This is a genomic window from Comamonas sp. BIGb0152 (assembly GCF_024809975.1).
GTDB lineage: Bacteria > Pseudomonadota > Gammaproteobacteria > Burkholderiales > Burkholderiaceae_C > Comamonas.
The window spans coordinates 165,250-191,796 of record NZ_JANUDY010000007.1 but is presented as its reverse complement, the minus strand read 5'-3'; the positions used below and the strand labels follow the sequence as shown (position 1 = coordinate 191,796).

The 26,547-nt window shown below is 63.3% G+C and carries 24 protein-coding genes; 8 read left to right on the top strand and 16 right to left on the bottom strand.

The features are described from left to right. Positions 1–36: 36 nt before the first annotated feature. Positions 37–699 (top strand): response regulator transcription factor, encoded by a 663-nt coding sequence (locus M2375_RS15245; protein ID WP_259168674.1) that lies wholly within the window; start codon positions 37–39, stop codon positions 697–699. Here the strand turns inward: M2375_RS15245 and M2375_RS15240 are convergent. Next, positions 685–3,339 (bottom strand): PAS-domain containing protein, encoded by a 2,655-nt coding sequence (locus tag M2375_RS15240; RefSeq protein WP_404979330.1) that lies wholly within the window; start codon positions 3,337–3,339, stop codon positions 685–687. The genes M2375_RS15245 and M2375_RS15240 overlap by 15 nt on opposite strands. A gap of 166 nt (positions 3,340–3,505) precedes the next feature. Between M2375_RS15240 and M2375_RS15235 the strand changes: the two genes are divergently transcribed. Continuing rightward, positions 3,506–4,864 (top strand): dicarboxylate/amino acid:cation symporter, encoded by a 1,359-nt coding sequence (locus M2375_RS15235; RefSeq protein ID WP_259168673.1) that lies wholly within the window; start codon positions 3,506–3,508, stop codon positions 4,862–4,864. Positions 4,865–4,928: 64 nt separating this feature from the next. Here the strand turns inward: M2375_RS15235 and M2375_RS15230 are convergent, their stop codons facing one another. Both M2375_RS15230 and M2375_RS15225 read right to left on the bottom strand, forming a co-directional pair. After that, entirely contained in the window at positions 4,929–5,795 is an 867-nt protein-coding gene (locus M2375_RS15230) for a hypothetical protein (protein ID WP_259168672.1), read from the bottom strand. 69 nt (positions 5,796–5,864) lie between these two features. After that, the gene (locus M2375_RS15225) at positions 5,865–7,586 is read right to left on the bottom strand and encodes an FMN-binding glutamate synthase family protein (protein WP_259168671.1); all 1,722 of its coding nucleotides are present in this window, start codon (positions 7,584–7,586) and stop codon (positions 5,865–5,867) included. Positions 7,587–7,801: 215 nt separating this feature from the next. On the opposite strand from M2375_RS15225, the gene M2375_RS15220 reads away from it, so the two are divergent. Then, positions 7,802–8,611: a UPF0149 family protein gene (locus tag M2375_RS15220; RefSeq protein ID WP_259168670.1), complete on the top strand. Its 810-nt coding sequence runs from the start codon at positions 7,802–7,804 to the stop codon at positions 8,609–8,611. Positions 8,612–8,722: 111 nt separating this feature from the next. On the opposite strand, the gene M2375_RS15215 is transcribed toward M2375_RS15220, so the two are convergent. Next, on the bottom strand, positions 8,723–9,277 hold the full coding sequence (locus tag M2375_RS15215) for a RidA family protein (protein WP_259168669.1): 555 nt from the start codon (positions 9,275–9,277) through the stop codon (positions 8,723–8,725). A 328-nt stretch (positions 9,278–9,605) separates the two neighbouring features. Here M2375_RS15215 and M2375_RS15210 point away from each other — a divergent pair, with 328 nt between their 5' ends. Both M2375_RS15210 and M2375_RS15205 read left to right on the top strand, forming a co-directional pair. Then, positions 9,606–10,703: an SPFH and helix-turn-helix domain-containing protein gene (locus M2375_RS15210; RefSeq protein ID WP_259168668.1), complete on the top strand. Its 1,098-nt coding sequence runs from the start codon at positions 9,606–9,608 to the stop codon at positions 10,701–10,703. A gap of 160 nt (positions 10,704–10,863) precedes the next feature. Beyond that, the gene (locus M2375_RS15205; RefSeq protein WP_404979334.1) at positions 10,864–11,949 is read left to right on the top strand and encodes a zinc ribbon domain-containing protein; all 1,086 of its coding nucleotides are present in this window, start codon (positions 10,864–10,866) and stop codon (positions 11,947–11,949) included. A gap of 43 nt (positions 11,950–11,992) precedes the next feature. On the opposite strand, the gene M2375_RS15200 is transcribed toward M2375_RS15205, so the two are convergent. From M2375_RS15200 to apaG, 6 genes are all read right to left on the bottom strand, one after another. Next, complete coding sequence (locus M2375_RS15200; protein WP_027010612.1) at positions 11,993–12,229, bottom strand: glycine zipper domain-containing protein; 237 nt, start codon at positions 12,227–12,229, stop codon at positions 11,993–11,995. A gap of 135 nt (positions 12,230–12,364) precedes the next feature. Beyond that, positions 12,365–12,892: a CinA family protein gene (locus M2375_RS15195; protein ID WP_259168665.1), complete on the bottom strand. Its 528-nt coding sequence runs from the start codon at positions 12,890–12,892 to the stop codon at positions 12,365–12,367. Continuing rightward, positions 12,889–13,434 (bottom strand): phosphatidylglycerophosphatase A, encoded by a 546-nt coding sequence (locus M2375_RS15190; protein ID WP_404979329.1) that lies wholly within the window; start codon positions 13,432–13,434, stop codon positions 12,889–12,891. Before M2375_RS15190 ends, M2375_RS15195 begins: the two co-directional genes overlap by 4 nt. 57 nt (positions 13,435–13,491) lie before the next feature. Further along, the gene (gene thiL, locus M2375_RS15185; protein WP_259168664.1) at positions 13,492–14,475 is read right to left on the bottom strand and encodes a thiamine-phosphate kinase; all 984 of its coding nucleotides are present in this window, start codon (positions 14,473–14,475) and stop codon (positions 13,492–13,494) included. A gap of 1 nt (position 14,476) precedes the next feature. After that, entirely contained in the window at positions 14,477–16,570 is a 2,094-nt protein-coding gene (locus M2375_RS15180) for a site-specific recombinase (RefSeq protein ID WP_259168663.1), read from the bottom strand. Further along, positions 16,570–16,980, bottom strand: coding sequence for a Co2+/Mg2+ efflux protein ApaG (gene apaG / locus M2375_RS15175; protein ID WP_259168662.1), 411 nt, complete (start codon positions 16,978–16,980; stop codon positions 16,570–16,572). The genes M2375_RS15180 and apaG overlap by 1 nt, the downstream gene beginning before the upstream one ends. 50 nt (positions 16,981–17,030) lie before the next feature. Here apaG and rpe point away from each other — a divergent pair, with 50 nt between their 5' ends. Next, on the top strand, positions 17,031–17,711 hold the full coding sequence (rpe, locus tag M2375_RS15170; RefSeq protein WP_259168661.1) for a ribulose-phosphate 3-epimerase: 681 nt from the start codon (positions 17,031–17,033) through the stop codon (positions 17,709–17,711). An 81-nt stretch (positions 17,712–17,792) separates the two neighbouring features. On the opposite strand, the gene M2375_RS15165 is transcribed toward rpe, so the two are convergent. From M2375_RS15165 to M2375_RS15140, 6 genes are all read right to left on the bottom strand, one after another. Then, a complete protein-coding gene (locus tag M2375_RS15165; protein ID WP_310473182.1) occupies positions 17,793–18,221 on the bottom strand; it encodes a type IV pilin protein in 429 nt (142 codons plus the stop codon). A gap of 12 nt (positions 18,222–18,233) precedes the next feature. After that, positions 18,234–21,845, bottom strand: a complete 3,612-nt coding sequence (locus tag M2375_RS15160) for a PilC/PilY family type IV pilus protein (RefSeq protein WP_310473181.1) — start codon at positions 21,843–21,845, stop codon at positions 18,234–18,236. Between the two features lie 98 nt (positions 21,846–21,943). Further along, complete coding sequence (locus tag M2375_RS15155; RefSeq protein ID WP_259168660.1) at positions 21,944–22,741, bottom strand: pilus assembly protein; 798 nt, start codon at positions 22,739–22,741, stop codon at positions 21,944–21,946. A 21-nt stretch (positions 22,742–22,762) separates the two neighbouring features. Beyond that, positions 22,763–23,731, bottom strand: a complete 969-nt coding sequence (locus M2375_RS15150) for a PilW family protein (RefSeq protein WP_259168659.1) — start codon at positions 23,729–23,731, stop codon at positions 22,763–22,765. Between the two features lies 1 nt (position 23,732). Continuing rightward, complete coding sequence (gene pilV, locus M2375_RS15145) at positions 23,733–24,359, bottom strand: type IV pilus modification protein PilV (RefSeq protein ID WP_259168658.1); 627 nt, start codon at positions 24,357–24,359, stop codon at positions 23,733–23,735. 68 nt (positions 24,360–24,427) lie between these two features. Next, positions 24,428–25,012: a GspH/FimT family pseudopilin gene (locus M2375_RS15140; protein WP_259168657.1), complete on the bottom strand. Its 585-nt coding sequence runs from the start codon at positions 25,010–25,012 to the stop codon at positions 24,428–24,430. A gap of 158 nt (positions 25,013–25,170) precedes the next feature. Here M2375_RS15140 and gph point away from each other — a divergent pair, with 158 nt between their 5' ends. Both gph and speD read left to right on the top strand, forming a co-directional pair. After that, positions 25,171–25,869: a phosphoglycolate phosphatase gene (gene gph / locus M2375_RS15135; protein ID WP_259168656.1), complete on the top strand. Its 699-nt coding sequence runs from the start codon at positions 25,171–25,173 to the stop codon at positions 25,867–25,869. A gap of 37 nt (positions 25,870–25,906) precedes the next feature. Beyond that, positions 25,907–26,317 (top strand): adenosylmethionine decarboxylase, encoded by a 411-nt coding sequence (speD, locus tag M2375_RS15130; RefSeq protein ID WP_259168655.1) that lies wholly within the window; start codon positions 25,907–25,909, stop codon positions 26,315–26,317. Positions 26,318–26,547 lie beyond the last annotated feature (230 nt).

Below are 26,547 nucleotides of genomic sequence, written 5' to 3'. Positions count from 1 at the left end.
GCACAGTAGCAGCCAAGCCATGGCAGACTAGCGCCTATGTCCCCTCCCGCCTTGCTTGTTGCCGATGACCATCCCCTGTTTCGCGCTGCCGTGGTGCAGGTGATCCGGGGGCGCTTTGGCGCCTTCGAGGTGCTCGAAGCCTCCAGTGCCAGCTCGCTCAGCGCGGCGCTGGCGGCGCACCCGGGTATTGAGCTGGTGCTGCTGGATTTGACGATGCCGGGCACGCATGGCTTTTCGGCGCTGCTGCATGTGCGCGGCGCCTACCCGCAGCTGCCGGTGGTGGTGATCTCGTCCAACGACCACCCGCGCATCATCCGCCGCGCCCAGCAGTTTGGCGCCTCGGGCTTTATCTCCAAGGCAGCGGCGGCCGAGGCCATCACCCAGGCCATCGAGGCCGTGCTGGAGGGCGACACCGTCTTCCCCTCGATGGCTGCCGAGCTGTCGCAAGAAGACGCCGAGCTGGCCGCGCGCCTGGCGCAGCTGACGCCCCACCAGTTCAAGACCCTGCTATACCTGGCCGATGGCCTGCTGAACAAACAGATTGCGCAAGAGATGGGCGTGACCGAGCACACGGTCAAGGTGCATGTCACTGCTATTTTGAAAAAGCTCGGCTGCCACAGCCGCACCCAGGTCGCCGTGCTGGTGCGCAACCTGGAGGCCGATGGCGGCCTGGCCACGGGCGACTCAGCGCTGGCGTAGCAGCAGCTGGCCCACCAACGCCCGCAGCGCCGCTGGCCGGGCGGGCTGCGTCAGCACTCCCCAACCCAAAGCACTGGCTTGCTGGCTGGCGGCATCTTGGCTGTCCGCATCCGTGCTGAGCCAGACCACGCCCGGCGTCTTGGGCCCGCAGGCCAGCAAGGCACGGATCGCTGCCGGCGTCGCATGCGCCGCATCCACCACCACAAAAGCCGGCCAAGGGCCCTGGCCGCTTTGGGCCTGCGCCCAGGCCGCCTCGGCATCGGCATGCTGCGCCACCTGGCAGCCCCAGCGCTGCAGCAGCGGGGCCGCGCCGCGAATGGCCGCCTCCCCAATGCACCAGGCGCTGGCCCCTTGCAGCGGTGCAGAGTCGCTGCCAGCGGAAACTGCCTGCGCAGCCGCCATGCGCAGTGACTCGCTCGCCGGCGCGGCCTGGCTGAGCGGCACCTCAACCCAGAAAACGGAGCCCCGGCCCAAGCTGGAGCGCAGGCCAATCGGGTGCTGCAACAGGCGCCCCAGGCGGTCAACAATGGCCAGGCCCAGGCCGGCGCCCCGCTCATGCTGGCGGCCGGTCTCCAGCCGGCGGAACTCTTCAAAAATCTCGCGGTGCAGGCTCTCGGGGATGCCCGGGCCCTGGTCATGCACCTCAATGCGCAGATGACTGCCCACCCGGCGGCAGCCCAACACGATGCGGCCGTGCCGGGTGTAGCGGATGGCGTTGGACAGAAAGTTCTGCACAATGCGGCGCAGCAAGGCCTCGTCGCTGTGCACGGTGGCGCGGCAGGCGATGACTTGCAGGCGCAGGCCATGGCCTTGGGCCAGCACACCCAGGCTGCTGCCCAGCTGCGCCAGCATGGGTTGCAGCGCAAAGTCGCGGCGGTTGACGTCGAGCTGGCCCGATTCCATGCGCGCGATATCGAGCAGGCTGTTCAGGATGTCGTCCTGCGAGGCCAACGCCCCTTCGACATCGCTGGCCAGCTGCAAGGCCTGGTCGCCTTGCACATGCTGGCGCAGCAGCGAGGCAAACACCCGCGCGGCGTTCAAGGGCTGGAGCAGGTCATGCACGGCGGCGGCCACAAACTTGGATTTGTAGCGGTTGGCCTGCTCGGCCTCGCGCTTGGCCTGGGCCAGGTCCTCGGTGCGGTCGGCAATGCGCTTTTCCAGCGCATCGGCCAGGGAGCGCAGCTCGCGCGCAGCGTTTTTGTAGCTGGTGATATCGGCATAGCTGCTGACAAAGCCGCCATCGGGCAACGGGTTGCCCCGGATCTCCAGCACCGTGCCGTCGGCCTTTTCGCTCTCGCGCGCATGGGGCTTGCCGCTGCGCAGAAACTGCATGCGCCGCTCGATGGCCTCGTCGCTGGGCCCTGTGCCCAGCAGGCCCCGGCGGGCGTTGTAGCGGTACAGCTCTTCGACCGGCATGCCCACCTTCAACAGGCCGGCCGGCAGCCGGAACAGCTCCATGTAGCGCGAGTTCCAGGCGACCAGGTTCAAGGCCGCATCGATCACCACCACGCCCTGGGGCAGGTGCTCCAGGCTCTGGCTGTGGCCGGCATCGGCCTGGTGGGCGGCGGCCACGATGCCATCTTGCGCGCTGCGCAGCTCTTGGGCGTGTTGCTTGAGCAGCGCTTCGAGCTCTTCGCGGCTGCGCTGGCGCAGGGCGGACAGGCGCTGGCGCTGGCGCGCATACAGCAGCAGCAGCGACAGGGCCAGCCAGCTGCCGCCAGCGGCAGCGGCGGCCCACCAGGCGGCCGCCTCGCTGTTGCTCACATCGTGCAGCATGTGCAGCTGCCAGCCGGTTTCGGGCAAGGTCACGGTTTGCCAGAGTTTGTGGCCAATGGGCGGGTCTTGCCACTGCACCAGCGCGCCGCCTTCATCCAGGGGCTGCTCCTGCGCATAGCGCAGCGGCTGCAGCGGCTGGCTGCGGTACTGCTGGGTGCGGTCCATCTCTTGCTGCGCGCGGGCATCCACCGGCTTGAGGGTGCGGTAGCGCCAGGGCGCATCGCTGGCCAGAAACACGACGCCATTGGCATCGCTGGCCAGCACGATGTCGGGGCTCTGTATCCATTCGCGCTCCAGCTCCAGCAGCACGATCTTGATCGCGATCAGCCCCAGCACCTGGTGCTCGCTGCCGCTATCGCCGCTGATGGCACGCGAGAGGAAATAGCCGGCCTCGCCGGTGGTCATGCCAATGCCGTAGAAGCTGCCCTTGTCATGGGCCAGCGCCAACTGCACATAGGGGCGAAAGCTGTAGTCCTCGCCGACATTGCTGGAGGCGCTGCGCCAGTTGCTGGCGGCAATGGCAATGCCCTGGGCATTGATCAGGGTCAGCGTGGAGGCCAGGCTGGCGCCATTGGCCTGTTCGAGCTTGTGGTTCAGGCGCTGCACCTGCTCGGGGCTTTGGGGCGTGGTCAGTGCCTCGCGCAGCTCGGCATCGAGCGCCAGCACATCGGGCAGCACCCGGTAGCGGTCCAGGCGCTGGCTGAGCGCCTGGGCGTACAGGCCCAGCTGGCGGTGGGCCTGCAGGTTCTCTTCGGCCAGGCTGTGCTGCAGCATCCAGTGCCAGGCGCCGGCAGCGGCGGCGGCCGTGCTCAGCAGCACGGCGCAAAAGGTCCACAAGGAGCGCAGGGAACGGCGGGCAATCATGGCGGTGGAGGCAGAGAGGGACTAGGTATTTTCCCTGGGTTTGGGTTTTCCGTAGCTCTGGGAAGGCGGGGCCTAATACTAATGTCTAATGGGCAATCTGCATGGGCTGCGATACAAACCGGCCTCAGCGCACCGAGTTGGTGCCGAGCATCTTTGGAGCCCCACCATGCAGATTGATTCATCCGCCAGCCTGGCGCCCGTCCAGGCACCGCCTTTTTACCGGACTTTGTACTTCCAGGTGATTATCGGCATCACCATCGGTGTTTTGTTGGGGCACTTCGAGCCCCAATATGGTGCGGCGATGAAGCCCTTTGGCGACGCCTTCATCAAGCTGATCAAGATGATCATCGCGCCGGTGATTTTCCTGACCATCGTGACCGGCATTGCCAACATGACGCACCTGAGCACGGTGGGCCGCGTGTTTGGCAAGGCCATGCTGTACTTCCTGACCTTCTCGACCCTGGCACTGATCGTGGGCCTGATCGTCGCCAATGTGATGCAGCCGGGCGCTGGCATGCACATCAATGTGGCCGATCTGGACCAGAAGGAAGTCAGCTCTTACGTGGCCAAGTCGCATGACATGACCCTGACCGGTTTTGTCATGGACATCATCCCCAAGACCCTGATCAGCCCTTTCGTGGGCGACAACATTCTGCAAGTGCTGCTGGTGGCGGTGCTGTTTGGCGTGTCGCTGGCCATGGTGGGTGACAGCGGCAAGCCGGTGCTCAATCTGCTCGAATCGCTGACCAAGCCGGTGTTCAAGCTGGTCAACATTGTGATGAAGCTGGCCCCCATCGGTGCCTTTGGTGCCATGGCCTTCACGATCGGCAAGTTCGGTCTGGGCTCGCTGTTGAACCTGGCCGAGCTGGTGGCCACCTTCTACATCACCTCGCTGCTGTTTGTGCTGGTGATTCTGGGTGCCGTGGCCCGCGCCTGCGGTTTCTCGGTGCTCAAGCTGATCCGCTACCTCAAGGATGAGCTGTTGCTGGTGCTGGGCACCTCGTCGTCCGAATCGGCGCTGCCGTCGCTGATGAGCAAGATGGAAAAGGCCGGTTGCAGCAAGTCGGTGGTGGGCCTGGTGGTTCCCACTGGCTACTCCTTCAACCTCGACGGCACCAATATCTACATGACCTTGGCGGCGCTGTTCATCGCCCAGGCGACCGACACCCACCTGACCCTGGGGCACCAGATTGCGCTGCTGCTGGTGGCCATGCTCAGCTCCAAGGGTGCGGCGGGTGTGACCGGTGCGGGCTTTATCACCCTGGCCGCTACCTTGGCGGTGGTGCCTGAGGTGCCGGTGGCCGGCATGGCGCTGATCCTGGGTGTGGACCGCTTTATGTCCGAATGCCGTTCGCTGACCAACTTTATCGGCAATGCCGTCGCCACTGTGGTGGTCTCGCGCTGGGAAAATGCGCTGGACTACAGCAAGCTCAACGCGGCGCTGAACAATGAGCCCGTGTTGGACCTGGCGCCCGTGCAGGCGGCTTCGGTGCCGGTCTCGGTGGGGGATACCGTCAAGGGCTGATCGCTGCGCTTTCCCAATGAAATGGCCTGCATCCGCAGGCCATTTTTACGTCAGCAGGGCTGCCTCAGGGCAGCGGGCGCAGCAGGCCGACCATCGCCCGCAGGCGCAGGGTGTCGCGCCCCAGCTTGCGCTGGTTGGGCAGCTTGCCCACCCAGCGCATCTGCTGCACCGTGCGCTGCAGCGCGTCGCGCACGGCGGGCTCGGTCTGTGCCAGCCAGGCATGCCAGTCCAGGCGCGCGGCCTCCAGGGTGCCGGCGTTTTGCAGGAACAGCGCGGTCGAGTGCGCATAGCACAGCGCATCTTTGACGATGCACAGCGCAGGGGGCAGGGTGGCCAGCGGGTCGTCTTCAAAATCGATATAGCCAATGGCGCCATCGGGGCAGCGCACCATGTTGCGGGCAAAGGCCTGGCTCAGGCAGGTGCCGCTGGCATGCACCCGCTGCAGCGCGGCAAAGCCCTGCTGCCACAGCAGCAAGGTGCTGGCGGGGGCCTGCCGTGCGGCGGCTTCGATTTCGTCGCTGAGGGACGGCGTGTTGCCGCCGGGCAAACCCAGGTGGCGCATCAAAAAGCCATCGGGCGCATCGGCCAGCACCTGCGGCACGCGCAGGCCCCGGGCATGCAGGTCGCGCAGGCGCCGCACTTCGGTGGCAATCGCCGCTTGCCCGCCGGGGTTGACCACGGGTTGCAGCACCGGCACATCCAGCACGCGAGAGAGCAGGCCCAAAGTCCGGTAGCGCCAGGCGGCAATCGCCGGGCCGGCTTTTTTGAGCCAGACCGATTCACCGGGCAGCTCATAGCGCACCACGTTGAAGGCCTGGCTGGCCAGGTGCTGCTGCAAAAACGCGGCATAGTCCGGGCGCTCCGCAGGCAGGGCGCCGGGCGGGGCATCGGAGGGGGCCGGGGGCTGGGATAAGGAAGCGGTATCGGTCATGCGCAAGCGGGGCGCACGCCGCAGCGGCCACTCCAGCAACAGTGAAAACCTTGCATTATCGCTGCGCGCTTAGGGCGTCGCTGACGCCTGGGGCACCATGTCCTGGTGGTCGGCGGGTGCCGAGGGTTTGACATGGGGTTGCGACAGCGGCTGGAAGCTCTCGGCGCTGGCCAGCGGCCAGTAGGTGCGAAAGACATCGTGCTGGTGCGCCAGGTCGTCAAGCAGCGCGCCGGGGCGCACTTGCAGCAGCAGGTTGGACAGCAGGCGCACCTCGGTGTCGCTGATGCGGCGCACGATGTGGTGGGCATTGAGTTCACTGGGGTGCTGGAGGCCGGCGGCCTGCACCAGCTCCTGCAGCGCATGCAGGGTGCTTTTGTGGAACTGGGCCACGCGCGTGGCCTTGTCGGGCACGACCAGGGCCTGCTGGCGCACGCCATCCTGGGTGGTCACGCCGGTGGGGCAGTTGCCGGTGTGGCAGGTCTGGGCCTGGATGCAGCCCAAGGCCATCATGAAGCCCCGGCCGGCATTGCACCAATCGGCGCCCAGCGCCATCATGCGGGTGATGTCAAAGGCGGTGATGACCTTGCCGGCGGCGCCCAGCTTGATGCGGTCGCGCAGGTTCACGCCGATCAAGGTGTTGTGCACCAGCAGCAGGCCTTCTTGCAATGGCACGCCTACGTGGTCGGTGAACTCCACTGGGGCAGCGCCGGTGCCGCCTTCGGCGCCATCGACGACGATGAAGTCCGGCGTGATGCCGGTCTTGAGCATGGCCTTGACGATGGCAAACCATTCCCAGGGGTGGCCCAGGCAGAACTTGAAGCCGGTGGGCTTGCCGCCCGAGAGCGTGCGCAGCCGGGCGATGAAATGCATCATCTCCTCGGGCGTGGAGAAAGCGCTGTGCCGGGCCGGCGAGATGCAGTCAATGCCCACGGGGATGCCGCGTGCGGCCGCGATCTCGGGGGTGACCTTGGCGCCGGGCAGCACGCCGCCATGGCCGGGCTTGGCGCCCTGGCTGAGCTTGAGCTCGATCATCTTGACCTGGGGCTGGGTGGCGTTGGCGATGTAGCGCTCTTCGCTGAAGCTGCCGTCATCGTTGCGGCAGCCAAAGTAACCCGAGGCCACCTCCCAGATCAGGTCGCCGCCGTGCACACGGTGGTGCTGGCTGATCGAGCCTTCGCCGGTGTCATGGGCAAAGCCGCCGATTTGCGCGCCCTTGTTCAGCGCCAGGATGGCATTGGCTGACAGCGCGCCAAAGCTCATCGCCGAGATATTGAAGACGCTGGCATGGTAGGGCTGGGTGCAGGGCGCGACCGACTGCGAGGCTGCATCGGGCGAGCCGCCGATCCAGACGCGGAAATCATGGCCGTCCAGCCGCGTGGGCGCCATCGAGTGGTTGACCCATTCATAGCCGCGTGCGCCCACATCCATCAAGGTGCCAAAAGGGCGGTTGTCCGGGTCGCCCTTGGCGCGCTGGTAGACCAGCGAGCGCTGGGCGCGCGAGAAGGGCAGGGCCTCGGTGTCGCTTTCAATGAAGTACTGGCGCATCTCCGGGCGGATGAACTCCAGGAAAAAGCGCATATGGCCGATGACCGGGTAGTTGCGCAAAATAGCGTGGCGCGTCTGGCGCCGATCGCGCAGGCCCAGCAGGCTGAGTGCGGCGCCGGCCAGCACGGCCAGCCACCACCAGGCGCTGGCTTGCAGCACCAGCGCGACGATGCCGACCAGCAGCAAGAGCATGCATAGCACCATCACGGTGTAGCGGACGGGAAAGAGCTTGTTGAGCTGGTTCATAGGGGGGTGTATGCAGGTCAGTCGAGACGGACAAGCGCGCAAATCCCAGGCTGCAGCACAGGCGCCCGGCTGGCGCTACACTGCAGGCCCTGCGTTGCGCAGCGGCCGTCTGCTATTGCATTTGTTGTTACAAAACCAGAGCCATCATAGGCTGCGCTGGTGGCTTGCAATAGACCAGGGGTTTAGGCTGCGCTGCCCCCATTGAGAGAGCTTCCATGACCCAGCACCAGATTCCCGAAGGATTGAATGACGACCAGTTGACCGAGATCGACCAGATCCTGGAAGACATGCGCAGCCGCGCCGAAGAGATCCCGCAGTGGGAGTTTGCCGATGGGGTGCTGACGGCGCTGGTCTGCACGCGCCGTGCGGTGCCGGTCGAAGAGTATTTGCCGATGCTGGTGGGCGATGGCGAGCTGATCGAGCGCGATGCCGACGGCAACCTGCCGCTGCTGCCGGCTTTCAAGGACCGTGCCCAGCAAGACCGTTTTCTGGAACTGTGGCAAATCCGCTGGAACGAAGTGACCGGCCAGCTCGACGCCGATGTGAAGAGCCTGGAAGACGACGACACCTTCCAGCCCGATGCCATGGACATGCGCGGCGCGATTGCCAGCCTGCCTGAAGCAGAGCGCCAGGAGCTGGACGGCCAGGAGATTCCGTCGTTCGGCCAGGTCTGGGCGCTGGGCTTTATGTTTGCAGTGGAGAACTGGGAAGACGAGTGGACTGCGCCGCGCGACAAGGAAGCCGCCCGCTGGCTGAACGACGCGCTGGAATCGGTGGTGGCCCTGACCGAGGACGACACCGGCACCCCCACCGTGTGCATGTACGACGAAAACGGCCCGGCCAGCACCAGCCAGGAGCGGGTGGAGACCTTTGGCGAAGCCATCTGGGCGGTGTATGACCTGCGCCAGATCTGGAAGAGCATGGGCCCGCGCCAGGCCACCATCATCAAGGGCGAGGTACCCGGCCGCAATGACCCCTGCTCTTGCGGCAGCGGCAAGAAGTTCAAGAAATGCTGCGGCGCGTGATCACTAAGCCCACATTGCTGTAAAAGCAGATCTCAGAAAAAAAGGCATTGCGTTTGCGATGCCTTTTCTTGTCTGCCGGTGGTGATGCGTTTCACAGGCGTTAGCCGACGCTCATTTGGGCATGCGTACCGCAGTCACCTCGATCTCCACATACCAGGCTGGATTGGCCAGTGCGGCAACCTGGAAGGCCGACCGCGATGGCAAGTTCGGCTGCTCGGCAGTGCCAAAGAATTGGGTATAGCCCTGCATGAAGCCAGCAAAATCCATCTTGTTGTCTTTGGCAGGATCCCCCACCAGGTAGACCTGCATCTTGACCACATCCTTCATGGTCAAGCCCATAGCTTTGAGCTGCTTGTCGATGGTGTTTAGCACACCCATCGTCTGCGCGCGCGTGTCGCCTCCATAGGCCGCAGGATCATTGGCCGGCTTGGATGCATCCACTACGGGCGGAACTTGGCCAGAAAGATATACCGTCGTAGCAGTGGGCGGAATTTCCACCGCACTGGAGATCGGAAAGTCGGACCCTGGAATGGGGTGGCGCACCACAGATGGCGAGCGGTTGTCTCCAGAGGCAGATTGGGCACAGCCCGCTAAAGTAACGATGGCTGCTGCAGCGGCGCTCAGGGTCATCCACGTGCTAAATGCGGTTCGAGGGGAGGGTGGCATGGGGGCGGTTCCTTAGATTGGGATTGTTGCGGTGGGGATCAACTTCTTGAGTCATTGAACGATGCGGCGCCTAAGCACGCTGTTTCATCTCTTTTTGGCTTGCTAATTAAATAGCATAAATCACATAATATATATATTCCAATAGTTTATTTGTTTTTTGAGTTTGCCAATCGACCATAGAAGTTAACCAGTGTGTTGGTTTCTAGGTGAGGACTGGTTGTGACGGTGGACATTTCTGGCAATGCGGCGCTTCAATAGCGTCCATAGGAATTGCAAACCCGCTCTAAAATGGACCGGTTATCTCCTTTTCACCGAGCAAGGATCATCCATGAACCTCATGAACATCATCACCAAGCAACTGATCGAGATCATCGAGTGGACCGATGACTCGCGCGACACCTTGTCGTACCGCTGGCCGGATGAAGACAAGGAAATCAAGAACGGCGCCCAGCTGATCGTGCGCGAATCGCAGCAGGTGCAGTTTGTCTCCGAAGGCCAGTTTGCCGACCTGTTCGGCCCCGGCCGCCACCAACTGACGACGCAGAACATTCCGATTCTGTCGACCTTGCGCGGCTGGAAATACGGTTTCAACTCGCCCTTCAAGTGCGATGTCTACTACGTCAACACGCGCCTGTTTACCGGCAACAAATGGGGCACCTCCAACCCGGTGATGATGCGCGACAAGGATTTTGGCGTGGTGCGCCTGCGCGCCTTCGGCACCTACGACTTCCGCATCGTCGAGCCCGCCAAGTTCCTCAAGGAAGTGGCGGGCACGGACCAGAATTTCCGCCTCGACGAGTTTGCCGACACCATGCGCTCGCGCATTGTCAGCATCTTCAGCGAAGCGCTGGCCAAGGCCCAGGTGCCCGTGCTGGATGTGGCCCAGCGCTACACCGAGATGGGCGATGCGCTGCTGCAGCTGATCAACCCCGCCGTCACCGACAAGTACGGCTTGGAGATCACCAGCTTCCTGCTGGAGAACGTGTCGGTGCCGCCCGAGGTGGAGCAGGCCATCGACAAGCGCTCGTCGATGAGCGCCATCGGCAACCTCAACGACTATGTGAAGTACCAGATGGGCCAGGCCATGGCCAATGGCGGCGAAGGCGCGGCTGCGGCCACCATCCCCGCCACCATGGCCATGGGCTTTGGCATGGCGCAGGAGATGATGAAAGGCATGCAGCAGCCATCCGGTGCTGCGGCAGCCGATCCCTTCTCGCCAGCGGCAGCGCAAGCGGCCCAAAACGCGCAGGCCCCGGCTGCGGGCGGCGGTGTGCAGGTGCTGACGCCTGAGCAGGCCGCGCAGGCGCTGGGCGTGACGGTGCAGGACGTCGTGACCGAGCTGGAATCGGGCGCGCTCAAGGGCCGCAAGATTGGCAGCGCCTGGCGTATCTCGCAGGAATCTTTGAACGAATTCCTGCGCGGATAAACACCGCAAGCCCCCGGTTCACCAGCTTCGGCTGGTGAACGCTTTGCGTATCGGCCCTGTATTGATCGCACGTAGCGCAGCTTGCTCTGCGCTCCAGCTGAGTTTGACCGTGAATTCACCCACCCCCACCCCCGATCCCTTTGTGCCGCCACCGACCTCGATGGTGGCCAAGCATGTCTGCCCGGAATGCGGCGGCAACCTGGAGTGGAATGCCAAAGCGCAGTCGCTGAGGTGCCCGTATTGCGGCACGGCGGTGCCCTGGACCGATGCCCAGCAGGCGCAATTGGCAGGCGATATCGTCGAGCAGGACCTGGCGCAGGCGCTGGCCAACCCCCACAGCGGACGCGGCTGGGGCGATGCCCGGCGCGAGTACCAGTGCCAGAACTGCCGGGCGATTTCGGTGTTTGTCGATGGTCGCGTGGCTTCGCGCTGCGATTTCTGCGGCTCACCGGCTATCCAGGCGCATGAGGAACGCAACGACGCGATCACGCCCCAAAGCCTGCTGCCGTTCAAGATCAGCGACGGGCAGGTGCGCGACCTGATCCGCAAGTGGTATGGCAGCCGCTGGTTTGCGCCCAACAAGCTCAAGAACGCGGCGCTGACCGATACCCTCAAAGGCATCTACCTGCCGTACTGGACCTTTGATGCCCACGTGCAAGCCCAGTGGCGGGCAGACGCCGGCTTTTACTACTACACCACCGAGCAATACCGCGATGCCAATGGCAACATCAGCACGCGCCAGGTACGGCAGGTGCGCTGGGAGCCTGCATCGGGCAGCCTGCAGCATTTTTTTGATGACGAGCTGGTGCCGGGCACGGTGGGCGTGCATGCCAGCCTGCTGCGCAAGGTGGAGCCTTTCCCCACACGCAGCGATTTAAAGCCTTACTCACCGGAGTTTGTGCGCGGCTGGACGGTGGAGCGCTACCAGGTGGACTTGGGTAAGGCGGCGGGTATCAACGAAGGCGACATGGACCAGCAGGTGCAGGCGCTGTGCGCGCAGCAAATACCTGGCGACACCTACCGCAACCTGCAGGTGCAGCGCCAGTACCAGGGCCGCAGCTTCAAGCATGTGCTGGTGCCCGTCTGGCTGGTGGGCTACACCTATGGGCGCAAAAGCTACCAGGTGCTGGCCAATGGCTACACCGGCCAGATAGCCGGTGAGCAACCCTATAGCTGGGTAAAAATCATGTTCACCGCGCTGGCGGTGTTGTTGGTGCTGGTGCTGCTGATGGCAGCAAGCCAGTAAGAGGGAAGAACGCGGGGGCCGATATGGCCCCCAGCTTCAGCGCTTAGCGACGGCGGCGGTTGCCATCCATGTTGTCGCCCACCTGGTTACCGAAGTAGGCACCGGCAGCGGCGCCACCAATGGTGCCCAGCGTAGAGCCAAACACGGCGTCGCCCAACACGCCGCCGGCCACGGCACCTACGCCGGTGCCAATCTGGGCATTGGTGGGGTTGCTGGAGCAGGCAGTCAGGCCGCTCAAGGCCAGCACGATGGATGCGGTGGTGATTGCAAGTCTTTTCATCTGAATTCTCCTCGTTGGTCATATCGGCAGTCAGCCAGGAAATACAGCTGCAAACCGGATCGCCATGTATGCAGTGTCGCGCGTCTGGGGCCGGGCCTCCATCGGCGAAGGCTAAATCTCGCTGTCGGACTGGGCTTACTCGGCCTGGGCCGCTTGCACCAACGCCAGCAGGCGGCGCAGCGCATGCTGCACGGTGGCCTGGCGTACTGCATGGCGGTCGCCGTCAAACCGCATCACTTCGCTGTGCAGGCTACCCGCCACTTGCCAGGCAAACCAGACGGTGCCGACGGGCTTGCTGGCGCTGCCACCATCGGGCCCGGCAACGCCGGTCACCGCCACACTGACCTGGGCCTGTGACTGGGCAATGGCGCCCTGGGCCATGGCGCGGGCGACGGGCTCGCTGACGGCGCCATGGGAGGCGATCAGCGCAGCGGGCACATCGAGCATGGCGGACTTGGCGCGGTTGGAGTAGGTGACAAAGCCGCAGTCCAGCCACTGGCTGGAGCCGGGCCGCTCGGTACAGGCCCCGGCAATCAGGCCGCCGGTGCAGCTTTCGGCGGTGGCCATTAGCCAGCCTTTTTGGCTGAGCTGCTGGGCCAGTTGGGCCACATATTCGGAGATGGGCAGCCCATCTCTGGTCAGCAAGGCGGCGGTGGCATTCATAGCAAATGTCTCCCTATGGCGATGACAAGCAAGGTGCAGAAAGCGGCGACCAGATCGTCCCAGATGATGCCCCAGCCGCCGCCCCAGCCAAAGCCTTTGAAGCAGCGGTCCGCCCAGCGCACGGGCTGGGGTTTGACGGCATCGAAAAAGCGAAACAGCACAAAAGCCAGAAGCTGGCCCCAAAACCCGGTGGGCATGACCAGCCACAGGATGAGCCAGAAGGCGATGACCTCATCCCAGACAATGGCGCCGGGATCGGCCACGCCCAGGTGGCGTGCGGTGCTGGTGCAGGCCCACCAACCTATGACGATGGAGCCCGCAATCACCCAGCCAATCGCTGCCGGCGTCAGCCACAGCTGCATGACCAGGTAGGCCACCCAGGCCCACAAGGTGCCCACGGTGCCAGGCGCCACGGGGCTCAAGCCCGAACCAAAGCCCAGCGCCATCCAGTGCAGGGGGTTGCGCAGCATAAAGACCCAATTGGCGCGGCGGGGTGCCGCTGCGGCGGCTGGCGCGGAGGTGGAAAACGGCGTGTCGCTCATGCCCGCCATCATAAGCCTGCAGGCCGCTGCTGTGCAGTGCCGGCTGGCGTTGTGGGCTCAGGATCTGAAGTGGTCAAACGAGGCCCAGCGCTGCGCCATGGCCTGGCCCTGTGCATCGACCACGCGCAGACCCGGAGCAGCCGTGATGCGGCCGATGCAATGCACCGGCGTCTGCGCGGCCAGGCTGGCCTGCTGCACGGCACCACGCTGGTCTGCGGCAGCGGTAAAGCACAGCTCGTAGTCGTCGCCGCCTGCCAGGCAGCATTGCAGTTGCAGATCAAGGGGCAGATGGAGCGCCGCGCCCGCTGCGCCAGCCGTGGCGGCCATGCGCGCGATGACCTGGTCGGCCTGCAGCTCGGCACCGACCGCGCTGGCTTGCAGGATATGGCCCAGGTCGCCGACCAGGCCATCGCTCAGATCGAGCGCACTGCTGGCGATGCCGCGCAGCGCCATGCCCAGGGCGACGCGCGGGCTGGGGCTTTCCAGCCGCTGGCGTGCGGCGGCCAGTGCGTTGGCGGGCAGCTGCACCTGGCCGAGCAGGGCCTCGAGCGCCAGGCGCGCATCGCCCAGGTGGCCGCTGACGTAGATGTCGTCACCCGGTTGGGCGCCGCTGCGCAGCAGCGCCTGGCCGGCCGGCACCTCGCCAAACACGGTGATGCAGATGTTCAACGGGCCCTGGGTGGTGTCGCCGCCGACCAGCTCGCAGCCATGGGCATCGGCCAGCGCAAACATGCCCTCAGAAAAGCCTTGCAGCCAGGCCGCATCGACCGAGGGCAAGGCCAGGGCCAGGGTAAAGGCCAGCGGCTGGGCGCCGGTAGCGGCCAGGTCGCTGAGGTTGACGGCCAGCGCCTTGTGGCCCAGGGTGCGCGGGTCCACATCGGCAAAGAAATGGCGGCCCTGCACCAGCATATCGCTGGAGATGGCCAGCTGCATGCCGGGCCGGGGGGCGAGCAGGGCGCAGTCGTCGCCCACACCGAGCACGGCCCGCTGCACCGGGCGTTGGAAATACTGCGCTATCAGCGCGAACTCGCCCTGGGCCATGTCAGCGGCCTCCCGGGGCGCTAGCGCGGTTCAGCCGCAGCGGCAGCAAAAAGCTCAGCGGCCGGGTCAGCACCCGCTTGAGAAGCGCTTTGTAGATGTGTGAGCGCTCGACATTGCTGACGTTTTGCGCACGCAGCGCCAAGCGGAACGCCAGGTAGAAGCTGACCAGAATATTGAAACCACCCAGCAAGGGCAGTGCGGCCACACAAAGCCAGAAACCGTGGGAGTGCAGCACCTCAAACCCCAAGCTGGTGGCGGCTGCCGCGATCTGGCCTGCGGCCAAGGTGACGTGGCGGATATCGATGGGCAGGCCAAAGAACTGGGCGATCACCGGAATCAGCCCCAGCATGAAGCCCAGCGAGATGTTGGACGCAAAGCCGGAGATATGGCGGCGCATGAAGCCCGCCCAGCGCGCGGCGCGGGCCTTGCCCAGAAAGCGGGTGATGCGCGGGTTGTAGCGGATGGCCGAGTCCATGTGGTGCAGCACGAACCAGTTCTCGGTCCAGCCGGCGATGATGCTGGAGGAAAACAGCAGCACGCCGGTAAAGGCGGCATAGAACACCGAAGGCCCCCAGAGGCTGAGCGACTGCAGGGTCTGCTCGGCCTCATGCTGGTCGATAAAGGGCGCGCCGGTGGCCCGGCTCCAGCCCCAGGTGAGCAGCAGCACCATTGGGAAAACGGTGAACACATTGCCCAGCACGGCAGCCACCTGGGAGCGCACCAGGTAGCTGACCTCGTCGACAAAGGACGCAATTCCGGCTTCGGTGTCGCCCGATTCCTTGAGCTTGGCCGCCATGGCCGGCGCGGTCATCGCTGGTTGCTTGGTGGCGACGGTGAAGTGCAGCAGCTGGATCAGCATAAAGCTGATGGCGTAGTTGAAGCCCGCGATAAAGCCGGCCCAGAACGCGGAGATGGCAATCGCATGCAGCGCGAACTTGATCAAGGTGGTGAAGGCCATCACCAGGCCACCACCTGCGGCCTTGCGCGCCATCTGCGCGTACTCGCGCTTGTCGCGGGTGATGTAGTGCTCGCCCGTCTCGGCACTGCGCTCGGCCACCTTGGAGGCCAGCAAGGAGGAGTTGGAGGAGATCAGCGCGCGGATGCTCTGGCGCTCTAGGCCAACGGCCACCAGGTGGGCCAGCAGCTTGGCGGTGATGACCTTGGGGTTGGCTGACAGCAGGCAGTCGAGCAGCTCGCGCACGCGCAGAATGCGCATGCGCAGCTGGCGCAGCCGGAACACGACCCCGACGGACACGCCGTTGTCTTCAAAATGCTCGTAGATGGAGGCCACGGCCGTGCGGCATTCATCCAGGCTGCGGCGCACACTTTCCTCGGCCTCCAGCACATCGGCCGCCTTGGGGCTGTGGTGCAGCATGGCGCGGCGCAGCTCTTCGACCCCGCTGATCAGGCTGTAGAAGGGCTGGGTGTTTTTGGCGCTGCCGCTCATGCGCAGGCGCAGCTCAGGCGCAAAGCCAGCCGCCAGAATCTGGCCTGCGCAGTAGGTGATGGCATTGAGCACCAGGTGCTGCCAGGGCGAGAGGCGGTTGCCGTAGTGCTCCAGGCCGACAATGCTGCCAGTATCGACATCGCTCTGCGCGATCTGGGTGGGGACGACCATCACCTCCAAGGACACAAAGCCGGGCGAGAGCAGCTGGGCGATGCGTTCGAGCAAGGGCTTGTCCATGGCCTTGAGCCACTGGGCATCGAAGGGCGTGTGCAAGACCATCGAGAACAGCACCGTGGCGTCGATCGTCTCGGGGGTGGAGGGCAGCAGTTTCCAGCGCAGGCGCTCGGCCATCTCGTTGAAGAAGGCGGTGCGGGGCGCAAAGCCAAAATCGGCCAGCAGCGCAGTCAGGTCGATGGTCTGCAGCTGCACGGACCACCAGCGCTGCACTTTTTCCCGGGTAGCGGCATCGCCATCAATGGCATCGAGCAGTTGGCTGACGCGGGCGACGGCCGCCTCGACCGAGTTTTGCTGGCCGCGAATCCAGGCGGCGATATCGATGAGCCAGAGGTTGCGCTCGGCCAGCGGCGCATCGGGATCGAGCGCCGCGAGCAGTTGCGGCAGCGGATCTTGTTTTTTCTTGCGGAACATCAATGCAGCACTCGTCCTTGGGCCAGGTCATCGTCTTGGGCCGGAAACTGGGTGGCATCGAGGCTGAAGCGCGGGATCGGGCAGTCAAAGGTCTCTGCCTCTTCGCTGATGCAAAGATAGCTGCCTTCCATGCTGCCCTGGGCGGTAGCCAGGCGGCACTGGCTTTGGTACTCAAACGATTCACCCGGGGAGAGTAAGGGCTGGTGGCCCACGACGCCCAGGCCCTTGACCTCCTGAACCAGGCCGGTGGAATCTTTGATGATCCAGTGCCTGGCAATCAGCTGCGCAGGCAGCTCACCACTGTTGTGAATGATGATGTTATAGACAAAGTGGAACACGCCGGCCTCGGGCATGGACTGCTCAGGCAGGTACTGCGGTGTCACTGACACCTCGAACTGGAACTTTGGCATGTGAAACTGGATTGAAGTCAGGTAGAAATACTAACTGCGACAATAGCGGGATGAGCTCCCCTTACCAAATTGCCCCCTCGATCCTGTCTGCAGACTTTGCCCGTTTGGGTGAAGAAGTGCGCTCCGTACTTGCCGCTGGTGCGGACTGGATACATTTTGACGTAATGGACAACCACTACGTTCCCAATTTGACCTTCGGCCCCATGGTCTGTGCGGCCTTGAAGCCCCATGCCATCAAGCCCGATGGCACGCCGGCCCCCATCGATGTGCACCTGATGGTGCAGCCGGTGGACGAGATCGCTGCCGCCTTTGCCCAGGCAGGCGCCGACTATATCAGCTTCCACCCCGATGCATCGACCCACGTGCACCGCAGCATCCAGGCCATCAAGGCACAGGGCTGCAAGGCCGGCCTGGTGTTCAATCCGGCCATGCCGCTGGATGTGCTGGACTGGGTGATCGAGGACATCGACCTGATTTTGCTGATGAGCGTCAACCCCGGTTTTGGCGGCCAAAGCTTTATCGACTCGACCCTGCGCAAGATCGAAGCGACGCGTAAGCGCATCGACGCCAGCGGCAAGGACATCCGCCTGGAAGTCGACGGTGGCATCAAGGAAACCAATATCCGCCGCGTGGCCGATGCCGGTGCCGACACCTTTGTGGCCGGCAGCGCGATTTTTGGCAAGCCCGATTACAAGGCGGTGATTGACCAGATGCGGGTGGCGCTGGGGTGATGGTTTTGCCCTGAACAGGGGCGGTAAAAAGGCTCCGGCAATTGCTTGCCGGAGCCTTTTGTGCTTTGGTGGCGGTGCGACTTATTTGTTCCAGCAGCTGCTGTCGTAGCCAGAAGCCCCTTCGGTTTTGCCATTGGCACCTTGCAGGCCGGTATTGGTCAAGGTGTAGTTGCCACACTTGTCATTGGCCTGGGCATTTTGCGCGGTGGCGGTCAGGGTGAAGGTTGCGCCATCGGAGATGAGGCTAATGGCGTAGCGACCGGACGGGATGCTCGTCATGCTACCTGGAAAGTCATCGGTCTTCGGATAGTCTCCATTGGCCGTGGCAGCGCGCTCCATCCACTGGGCGGTTTGCAGCAACACGGTGCGTGCGTCTGCACGGTGACCGCGACGGATGTACTCGTTGTAGCTGGGCAGCGCGATGGCAGTCAGGATGCCGACCACCGCCACCACAATCATCAGTTCGATCAGCGTAAAGCCGCGCTGCGTCATCAGGTTTCTTTGTGTCATGGCTGGTCTTTCTTACTGCAGCTGGCGCCAGGTGGGTCGCAGGGTTTGCTCGGGCATGCGCAGCAGGGCCTCCATATTGTTGATGCAGCGGTCGCCCGTACAGGTGCTGATATCGAGCATCTGGGTCTCCGATGCCGCCACTTGGGAGTGCGATCCCTTGTCGACTTGCGCGCGCGAGGCATTGCCGTTATCCGAGGCACCGAAGGAGGTGTTGCTGCCCAGGTTGATCAGCTGAATGCTGGGCTTTTTGCCATCCATGATGTTGAGCATGGTGCGGTACTGGCGCTCGGTGTCCACCGACGTGGACTCACAGCTCTCCCGGTTGACGTCCACATCCAGGCCCTTGGCAGGAACTTGGGTGTAGGCGACCAGGATATTGGTGTTGTCATAGAGCTCCAGGTTTTTCAGCGCACGCTCGCCTACCGCTGGCAGGTCTATGTACCAGCCGTTGTAGGTGGTGCCCCAGGTGGTTTTGTCCAGCGTATCGACTTCGTCCACCCGGCCGCCTACGCCACCGGCAATGTTCAGCTCGGCGATCTCACGCTTGGCCAAGCTGGCGGCCGTTACACCCGTACCCAAGGCGGCAGGTACAGGCACTACCAGGCATTCAGCCGGTGCGGAAGAGCTGCAGGCCTTGCCAGGGTGCACTTCCAGCCACTGGCTGGAGTCCTCTGTTTTTCGGACGCGGTAGCGCGTGTTGTCCAGCACGGAATAAATGCTTTGCACCAGCACATCGCTAGGGTCGGTTCGGCTCACATTGCGGCCGGTGCCAAAGGCCACCATCATGCCGCCCACCGGCACGGTCTTCTTGGTGCCGTCTGTCTGGGTCACTTCCTTGACGCGGTCGTTGGCGCGTGCGGTGGGGGCCACGGTGATCGGCTGCACATTGGTGCGCGAGGACGAGCTGAGGGCGGAAGGCCCCCGGGCGGTGAACAGCGGTGTGCTGCTGAAGGCCACATTCCACTCGCTGGCGACGTCGCTGGTCAGGTCGAATTTCCAGAGGTTGCCCTGGTTGTCGCCGGCGTAGGCGATGTCTACCCGTCCATCGCCATTGAGGTCGATCAGGCGCGGAGCGGACAGGCCATTGTCAATGGCATAGCCGGTGCCGGCGGCCTGGCTGGTGACTGGCAGGCGTACCAGTTCCTGGCCCTTGTCCAGGTACTGGATCAGCAACACCGGGCGCTGGTTGGTGCTGTTGTAGCCATTGCCCATCACCACGGCCCAGCGGCCGTTGTTCATGCGGGTGATTTGCGTGGTGCGCAGAAAATCGGTTTCGTCCATCACCGGCTTGGCGGTGATGTGGCCAATGTCGTTGTTCTCACTGGCGGTAGCGATACAGGCGGTGCGCTGTGTGCCCGTCAGCGCCGTGCAATCCAGAGCGTCCGCCACGCCGCGCGTGCGGTCCAGGCGCACCAAGGTGCCGGCGTTGGCCGCCGCAAAGCTCGGCGCGCTGGACGTGCTGCCTGCAGCCGGGTTGGTGACATCCAGCACAAAATAGCCCTTGCCGCCTGCCCCCATGGTGCCCACCAGCAAGGTGCGCCAGTCCGCTATATAGGCTTGGTTGCCAGGGGTCGTCTCTTTGACGCCTCCCAGCTCCACATCGCCTGTCATGGGCGATCCATCGACAAAGTACTGGTGGGTATAGCCTGAGTTGGCCAGATTTTTGATCGATGACAAGGCGCCATTTGGTACATACGCCAGCTTCTCTGAGCCATCGGTGGCCGAGAAGCCGTGCAGCATGCCGTCGTTGCCGCCCACATAGACCATGGCCGTGCGATTTTTCTGGGCTTGCACAAAGCTGCTATAGCCCAACAGCGGGTAGGTGCCCGATGGCGCGCCGGTGTACCAGACCCCGGAGTTGATGATGTCGCCCTGTCGGCTCTTGCGTTCACGCAAAGGCCTGGCGGTGGTGTAGCCGGTGGTGTCAGAGCCTTCGAGCGTGCGATCGCCTCGGATGAAGTTCACAATGCTCTCACCGCTGGTCGCAATGGGCGTGGAACTGGCGAGGCCGATCTTGGCTTTTTGTGCGGTGCTCAGGTAAGTCTGGTCACTGGCCCACTTGAACTGAACGCCACCTTTGTCGCCGCTGGTTGAACCGGTTCTGGTCACCCACTCGTCGCTCCAGCCGAGGATCAGGCGATTGTTCACACTGGTTAGTGCATCGAGCAAGTCGGCGGTGGTCTTGTTTTCCCATGCTGGCGTGCTGGTTCCATTCTTGTTCACGGTTCTGGCCGCTACATAGCCCTTCCAGCTTGAATCGGGCAGGTAGCCTGCAGTGAATGTGGCTACGTCGTAGCGCGCCGCGTTAGAGCCGCTGCTCACAGAAGACGTCAGATCGGCATCAGTCTGGGTGTTGATCTGGCCAAAGATCTCGCGGAAGGCCTTTTCCAGATCCTCGCCCTTTTGCACTGCATAAAAGCGCCCCCGGCCATTGATGGCCGAGTGCCACAGATCCAGCGCCCGCACCTCTTCACCCCCGCCGTTCATGTCTGGCCACGTTTTGCTGCCATTGACCAGGGCGGGGAAGCTGCCGTCATAACCAAACGGCACCATGCTGGACGAGGCGCTGATGTTGTATTTTGCTTCGCTGTAGTTTTGCTTCCAGGTATACGACAGGGCGCTGAAGCCAATGGTGTAGGTCACCATGTGGGGCCAGGTCGCCGGGTTGTAACGGGGGTTCCAGTAGCGGTCCAGCGTAGCGGTTGTGGAGCCGCTGGTGAATGTTTCAGTCGCCGGTGCTTTTCGGTAGTCCGCCGTGGGCTGCATGGTGCCCGTCCAACCGGTAGTGTGGGGGGGTACCGCCCAGCTGTAAAAGGCCCAATCTGCCAGCGTGTAGTTGAAGGCATCGCGGTAGAGCGCAGATTTGGCCCGGGCAGCTGCTGTGGTGCCGCCATATACCGTGCCATCCGGCAGGGTCAGGTTGGTGTCGTTATCCGTCTGGCTGGGTTTGGTGGCGGTGCTGTTCCAGCGGCCGTCCGTCATGATGATGTGGTAGCTGCGGCGGCAGCCCAGGTAGGGCGATCCTGTGGTGCCCGGCACGGAGGCCCAGGGGCTGTTAGTGGACAGTGGGCGTCGCATGTAGCTATCGGCCTGCGAGAACATTTTGTGCGAAGGCGTGCCGTTCACGGCGCTCAGGCCGTTGACAAAGCTGATCAGGTTGTTGCGATGGCTGTTATTCAACACCCGCATCGAGTTGGTGTTCATCGATGTGCTGTCAACACTGTCTGCGCCGGAAGCATTGCCGTTGTTCCACATCGCCTGCCAGGAGATGCGCACCTTGCTGTCAGGCAGCAGGGCGGTATCGCGCAGCACGCCGCCGCTGCCGCCGTTACCGATGAGTGCGTACTTGAGCACATTGATACGCCGGGCAGACACCGGCCAGGAACCATCGGCATTCGGCACCTGGGTATTGCTCGCTCCCGACTGGTTTTCGCGGTCCAGGCGGTACTGCATACTGCCCGAGTCATCGATCGAGATGACGATATTGGGCGCCACATAGGGCTCTTTGGTGCCTGGTGGGCCACTGGCCAGATCCAGCGCCCAGCTGCCCTGCGGAAGCATCGCAGCGCATGCCGCCAAGGCCAGCAGGTGTTTGCGGAAATGGGGGGTGTTGTTATGAGCCACAGCGCCTCCTGTCAATAGTGCGAATAGTTGGTTTCAGCCAGCGCGGGCACAAGGCCTGCATCTGGTTGTTAAAGCGTTAAGGATTCAGCGCCAAGAACTCAGTCCTTGAGTCTCTGCCTGGCATAGGTCTGCTGCAAAACGACCTGGGTATTGGGTTTGCGGCCATGCGCAAGACTGGTGATGCGATAGACCACATTCGGAATCATATTGAGCGCCAAAAAGTTGTTGGCCACCATGCTGTTGCCGGCACCGTCTTCGGCCACGATCAGGTTCGAGTTCTTGCTGCTTTCGTCGTAAGGCAGCACCTCGATCCAGTACCAGCCGCCCCGGTTGGCGGCACTGCGGTCTGCCAAGATGGGGTTGGCAGGCTTGCTGGCAGTACCCAGCTTGGCGCCGGTGTATTGGCCATAGCGTGCACCGACGGGCGCACCGCCGGTGGGCGTGCTGGTCATCTGTGCCAAGGTGACGCCGCGATCGGCATCACTGTTGTTCCAAAAATCCTGGTTGCCCTGGCGTTTGGTGCACAGCCCATTGCGGCATTTGTAGGTTTGGCTGTCCAACGTAGCCAGCAGCTTACCGACAGATGGCGCTTCCAGAGGGATCTGGTCTGCCGTGCTTTGGCGGCAGACATCACCGGTGCCGCTGCAGACCGATCCGTCGGCATTTTCGTTGCGGATGTCCAGCTCCGCGTCCTGCTGCAACGCTTGTGCGGCTTCAAAGGCGCGCTGGTAATCGGCATCATTGCTGACCAGCATTTCTCCGAACAGGGAGGTGCGTGCCGACCACAGCGCCAGCAGCATGGACAGCATGACAAAGATGATGACGACAAACAGGGCTACGCCGCGTTGCTGGCGGCGCAGTTGGCGCTGGCCGTGAAGGGAGAATCTGCCTTGCATGGTTAGGGCTCTTTTCTGGGGTTACAGCACATTGCCGATCAGCCCCTGGCTGCGCAATTGGTAGACACTGCGAAACACCATGTGCAGGCGTTGGGCGCGAGCGCCGCCAATGGCGCTGCCGCTCATGTCGGTGGCGTCGGCGCTGGCGTAGTCGACCACGGTGGTGCCGTCGCAGTCGGTGTAGCTGGACGTGGAGGGCAGGTTCATGCGCTCGGTGCCATAGAGAACGAGGCAGACTTCAACCCCGGTGACCTGTCCCCAATTGGTGCCGACTCCAGCTGCATTGACGTACTGGATTTTGGGCGCGCCGCTGGCGATGTCGGTCATGCGCAGATAACGGATTCTGAAGTTGGCGACGTTGCCAATCACCGGCTGGGTTGCACCTGAGGTTCCCGTGCAGACCAGGTTGTTGGTGTTGAGTGCAAACGCGCTGGAAATGCGCATAAAGCTGTTGTTGTCCGTTGTGTCCAAGTCTTGCGGGCCGCCTTGGCAATCCCGAGACAGCGACTGTGTGGCAGGCGACGTGTCGTTGAGCGGGTAAACCGGCTCCTTGTAGCGCCGGTAGCCCACGGTGAGCGTGGTGTTCGTACCAATGATGGTGTCAGTAGCAGGGGAAAAGGTCTGTGCCGGATCTGATGAGGTGGCCTTGGCCTCGAAAGCTACCGGCAACGCATACCGGTCTATGTCGGTGCTCGCATTCTTGGTGGCATTGAGGTTGAGGTAGAGCGAGCCCGACTGCCTCAGTTGTTGTCCAATGACACGAAAGGCATATCCGGCCTGTTGCTGCAACTGGCTTGCATCGCTGACGGTGCCCGAGGTGCTGCGCGAAACCATCAGCGCGCCACCTGCGACCGCGACCACCATCAAACCGATGGCGACGCCGACCATCAGCTCCACCAGGGTGATGCCGCGTTGGTACTTTGGTTGGAAGGCGTGGCCCAGATTCGCTGCAGGCACGCTGTTCAGGCCCTTTGTTATTTTGGTGTGCATCTTAGACCCCTGGGCAGAAGTAACGGGCAGTGCTGGTGCCCTTGTAGGGTGCGCAGCGGGCACTGACGGGGATGTACTGCAGGTGGCAGGTATAGCCTTCGCCGCAGCTCACCGCAGTTCCGCTGTCAGCGGCAGCATTGATGGCCGAGCGGTAGTCGCTGTCGGCCCCTTTTCTCTCGTTTTCCCGCCAGCGGATCATTACGCCGAGTTGGCGGCGGTTGGCGGCGACATCCTCGCCTGCGGCAACAAACAGATTGGCATCACCCTTCAGTCGTTCCCTGAGAAATGCTTTCCACTGCGAGACATCGTAGACGGCCAGTTCGGCACCTGTGCAGACGACATCGCTGCAAATCTTGCTGGGTGTTGATGTGTCATCCCAGCCGCTGATATAGCTGCTCATATTGGCCATGGCATTGGGGTTGACCTTCATGCGTTCGCTCAGGTCTTCAATCATCCGGATCGCCTGCTCTCTGCGCACGCTGGTCTGCGTGTCGCTCAGGGTGCGCAGCTGCACGCCCACAATGCCCAGGATGCCCAGCGCGGCGACCAACAGGGCAATGAGCGACTCCAGCAAGCTGATGCCGCGCTGGCTGCGCTGCGTTGCAGAGATTCTCGTCAATCTGCGCATAGGACTTCTTTCTGTATCTGGGCCCGTCATGGGCGACCGTGGGCCGCGTATCAATGGGAACTGCATGGTCAAGGGCAATCCGCAGCGCCTGAGTTCAGACGCTTGATCAAGCCGCCGGGTTGGACGCAAAGCGCTGAGGCTGCGGAATCGCTGCTGCTCGATCCTTGCGGCCAAGCCCGAAAGACGAAGGTCTGTGCAGCGTTATTGCTGAAATGTCCCCAGCGGTCGACACTGATCATGGCGTTCATGGTGGTGCCCGCACTGCTGATCTCCATTTCGGTGCGCGTCGGTGCGCTGGTCTGCTGGAGCGTGATTTCTGATGTGCCGCTTTGTGAGCCGTCCCGGTTGGTGTCCACAAATACCAGCCAACCGCAGCCCCATTGCGCATCACTGCCGGCGTTGGTGCAGCCATTACCGTCGGCCTTTTTGACAATCACCACATTGCCAGCACGACGAATCGCTTCCGAGCGGGCGTAATACAAGGTGGATTGCAGGTCTTCGATGGCACTGCGTACACGCCAGCGCTCGGTCAAACCCTTGAAGCTGGGGAGCGCCAGCGAAGCGAGGATGGCCACGATGGCGACCACGACCAGAAGTTCGATCGCGGTAAAGCCGGCGGTGCGGCGCTGCAGTGACCATTGCCCATATTTCATGAGAATGGATCATAGGGAAGCGCCCTGTCACCAGGGGCGGCGGGCGACGAGCGGGTAGACCGGCGCGACGAGCGGCATCTGCATGCGATGTGTGGTCGCTGAAGCAACGGAAAGACGATCTGCGGCACAATCGCTGGCTGGGCTGGAAAGAATCTCTTATGACTGACATCAACAAAATCCTGCAGCACTGCGAAGCCGTCATCGTCGACCTCGACGGAACCATGGTCGACACCATGGGGGACTTTGCCGAGGCGCTCAACCGCATGTTGGCGGACCTGCAACTGCCGGCGATTGATGTGCAGACCATCGATCCCATGGTGGGCAAGGGCTCGGAGCATTTGCTGCGGGCGGTGCTGAGCCATGTGCTGGCGCAGGGTGGCAAGCCCGCGCCGGCCACCGAGATCGACAACCGCTATGCGCAGGCCTGGGAGCGCTACCAGTACCACTACCTGGCCATCAACGGCCGTTTTTCGCGCGTGTATGACGGGGTGGAGAAAGGTTTGGCGCAGTGGCGCTCCAAGGGGCTGAAGATGGCCTGCCTGACCAACAAACCGCTGGCCTTTGCCGAGCCACTGTTGCGGGCCAAGGGCCTGCGCGATTATTTTGACCATGTGTTTGGCGGCGACTCCTTTGAGCGCAAGAAGCCCGATCCGCTGCCGCTGCTCAAGACCTGCGAGGCGCTGGGCAGCAACCCCGCCCAGACCTTGATGGTGGGCGACAGCAGCAACGATGCTGAGGCGGCGCATAACGCCGGCTGCCCGGTGGTGCTGGTGAGCTATGGCTACAACCATGGCCAGCCCATCCGCGAGGTGCCCGCTACGGGGTATGTCGATGCGCTCAGCGACCTGCAGGCCTGAGCCCCTAGCCACTTGGCGCGGTATTTGAGAGCAAGACGTGGACGGACTGCACCTGACTGCTGACCTGTATGACTGCCAGTGCCCAGCGGCCTGGCTGGTCGATGCGCAGGCGCTGGCTGCGCTGTGCAACCGGGCGGTGGCCGATGCGGGCCTGACCCGCATGCATGACAGCTGGGTGCCGTTTCCCAGCCACAACGGCCAGCCCGGGGGTGTGACCGGGGTGGTGCTGCTGGCCGAGTCGCATGTGGCGATCCACACCTGGCCGGAGCTGGGCCATGTCACGCTCGATGTCTATGTCTGCAATTTCTCGGGCGATAACTCGGCCAAGGCGCAGCAGGTATTGGATGCGTTGGTGGCGGCGCTGCAGCCGCTGCGCTGCCTGCGCCAGCAGCTGCAGCGGGGCAGCCTGCAGGCCAGCCAGGCGGCAGGGGCGGGTCTGATGGGCTGAATTCCCCGGTTTTCTGGTTTTTCCAGCAAGGTTTGTGGATTCGTTTGCTACACTAGGCGCCATGTTCATCCACCACGCAGTCATTACAGGTCGTTCCGACCGGGGAGCTTGGCCCTGGCGTAAGCCTGTATCTATGTCTGTTTGATTGCCGCTGGGTAACACGCCCCAGCGTGCGCCCGAGGGCTGGTTGCAAGACCAGCCCACCAAAGATGAACTGCAGCGCACGATAC

Excerpts from the sequence above, each read along its gene's own strand:
- M2375_RS15245 (WP_259168674.1), top strand. The coding sequence starts at position 37 with ATGTCCCCTCCCGCCTTGCTTGTTGCCGATGACCATCCCCTGTTTCGC.
- M2375_RS15240 (WP_404979330.1), bottom strand. The coding sequence starts at position 3,339 with ATGATTGCCCGCCGTTCCCTGCGCTCCTTGTGGACCTTTTGCGCCGTG.
- M2375_RS15235 (WP_259168673.1), top strand. The coding sequence starts at position 3,506 with ATGCAGATTGATTCATCCGCCAGCCTGGCGCCCGTCCAGGCACCGCCT.
- M2375_RS15230 (WP_259168672.1), bottom strand. The coding sequence starts at position 5,795 with ATGACCGATACCGCTTCCTTATCCCAGCCCCCGGCCCCCTCCGATGCC.
- M2375_RS15225 (WP_259168671.1), bottom strand. The coding sequence starts at position 7,586 with ATGAACCAGCTCAACAAGCTCTTTCCCGTCCGCTACACCGTGATGGTG.
- M2375_RS15220 (WP_259168670.1), top strand. The coding sequence starts at position 7,802 with ATGACCCAGCACCAGATTCCCGAAGGATTGAATGACGACCAGTTGACC.
- M2375_RS15215 (WP_259168669.1), bottom strand. The coding sequence starts at position 9,277 with ATGCCACCCTCCCCTCGAACCGCATTTAGCACGTGGATGACCCTGAGC.
- M2375_RS15210 (WP_259168668.1), top strand. The coding sequence starts at position 9,606 with ATGAACCTCATGAACATCATCACCAAGCAACTGATCGAGATCATCGAG.
- M2375_RS15205 (WP_404979334.1), top strand. The coding sequence starts at position 10,864 with ATGGTGGCCAAGCATGTCTGCCCGGAATGCGGCGGCAACCTGGAGTGG.
- M2375_RS15200 (WP_027010612.1), bottom strand. The coding sequence starts at position 12,229 with ATGAAAAGACTTGCAATCACCACCGCATCCATCGTGCTGGCCTTGAGC.
- M2375_RS15195 (WP_259168665.1), bottom strand. The coding sequence starts at position 12,892 with ATGAATGCCACCGCCGCCTTGCTGACCAGAGATGGGCTGCCCATCTCC.
- M2375_RS15190 (WP_404979329.1), bottom strand. The coding sequence starts at position 13,434 with ATGAGCGACACGCCGTTTTCCACCTCCGCGCCAGCCGCCGCAGCGGCA.
- thiL (WP_259168664.1), bottom strand. The coding sequence starts at position 14,475 with ATGGCCCAGGGCGAGTTCGCGCTGATAGCGCAGTATTTCCAACGCCCG.
- M2375_RS15180 (WP_259168663.1), bottom strand. The coding sequence starts at position 16,570 with ATGTTCCGCAAGAAAAAACAAGATCCGCTGCCGCAACTGCTCGCGGCG.
- apaG (WP_259168662.1), bottom strand. The coding sequence starts at position 16,980 with ATGCCAAAGTTCCAGTTCGAGGTGTCAGTGACACCGCAGTACCTGCCT.
- rpe (WP_259168661.1), top strand. The coding sequence starts at position 17,031 with ATGAGCTCCCCTTACCAAATTGCCCCCTCGATCCTGTCTGCAGACTTT.
- M2375_RS15165 (WP_310473182.1), bottom strand. The coding sequence starts at position 18,221 with ATGACACAAAGAAACCTGATGACGCAGCGCGGCTTTACGCTGATCGAA.
- M2375_RS15155 (WP_259168660.1), bottom strand. The coding sequence starts at position 22,741 with ATGCAAGGCAGATTCTCCCTTCACGGCCAGCGCCAACTGCGCCGCCAG.
- M2375_RS15150 (WP_259168659.1), bottom strand. The coding sequence starts at position 23,731 with ATGCACACCAAAATAACAAAGGGCCTGAACAGCGTGCCTGCAGCGAAT.
- pilV (WP_259168658.1), bottom strand. The coding sequence starts at position 24,359 with ATGCGCAGATTGACGAGAATCTCTGCAACGCAGCGCAGCCAGCGCGGC.
- M2375_RS15140 (WP_259168657.1), bottom strand. The coding sequence starts at position 25,012 with ATGAAATATGGGCAATGGTCACTGCAGCGCCGCACCGCCGGCTTTACC.
- gph (WP_259168656.1), top strand. The coding sequence starts at position 25,171 with ATGACTGACATCAACAAAATCCTGCAGCACTGCGAAGCCGTCATCGTC.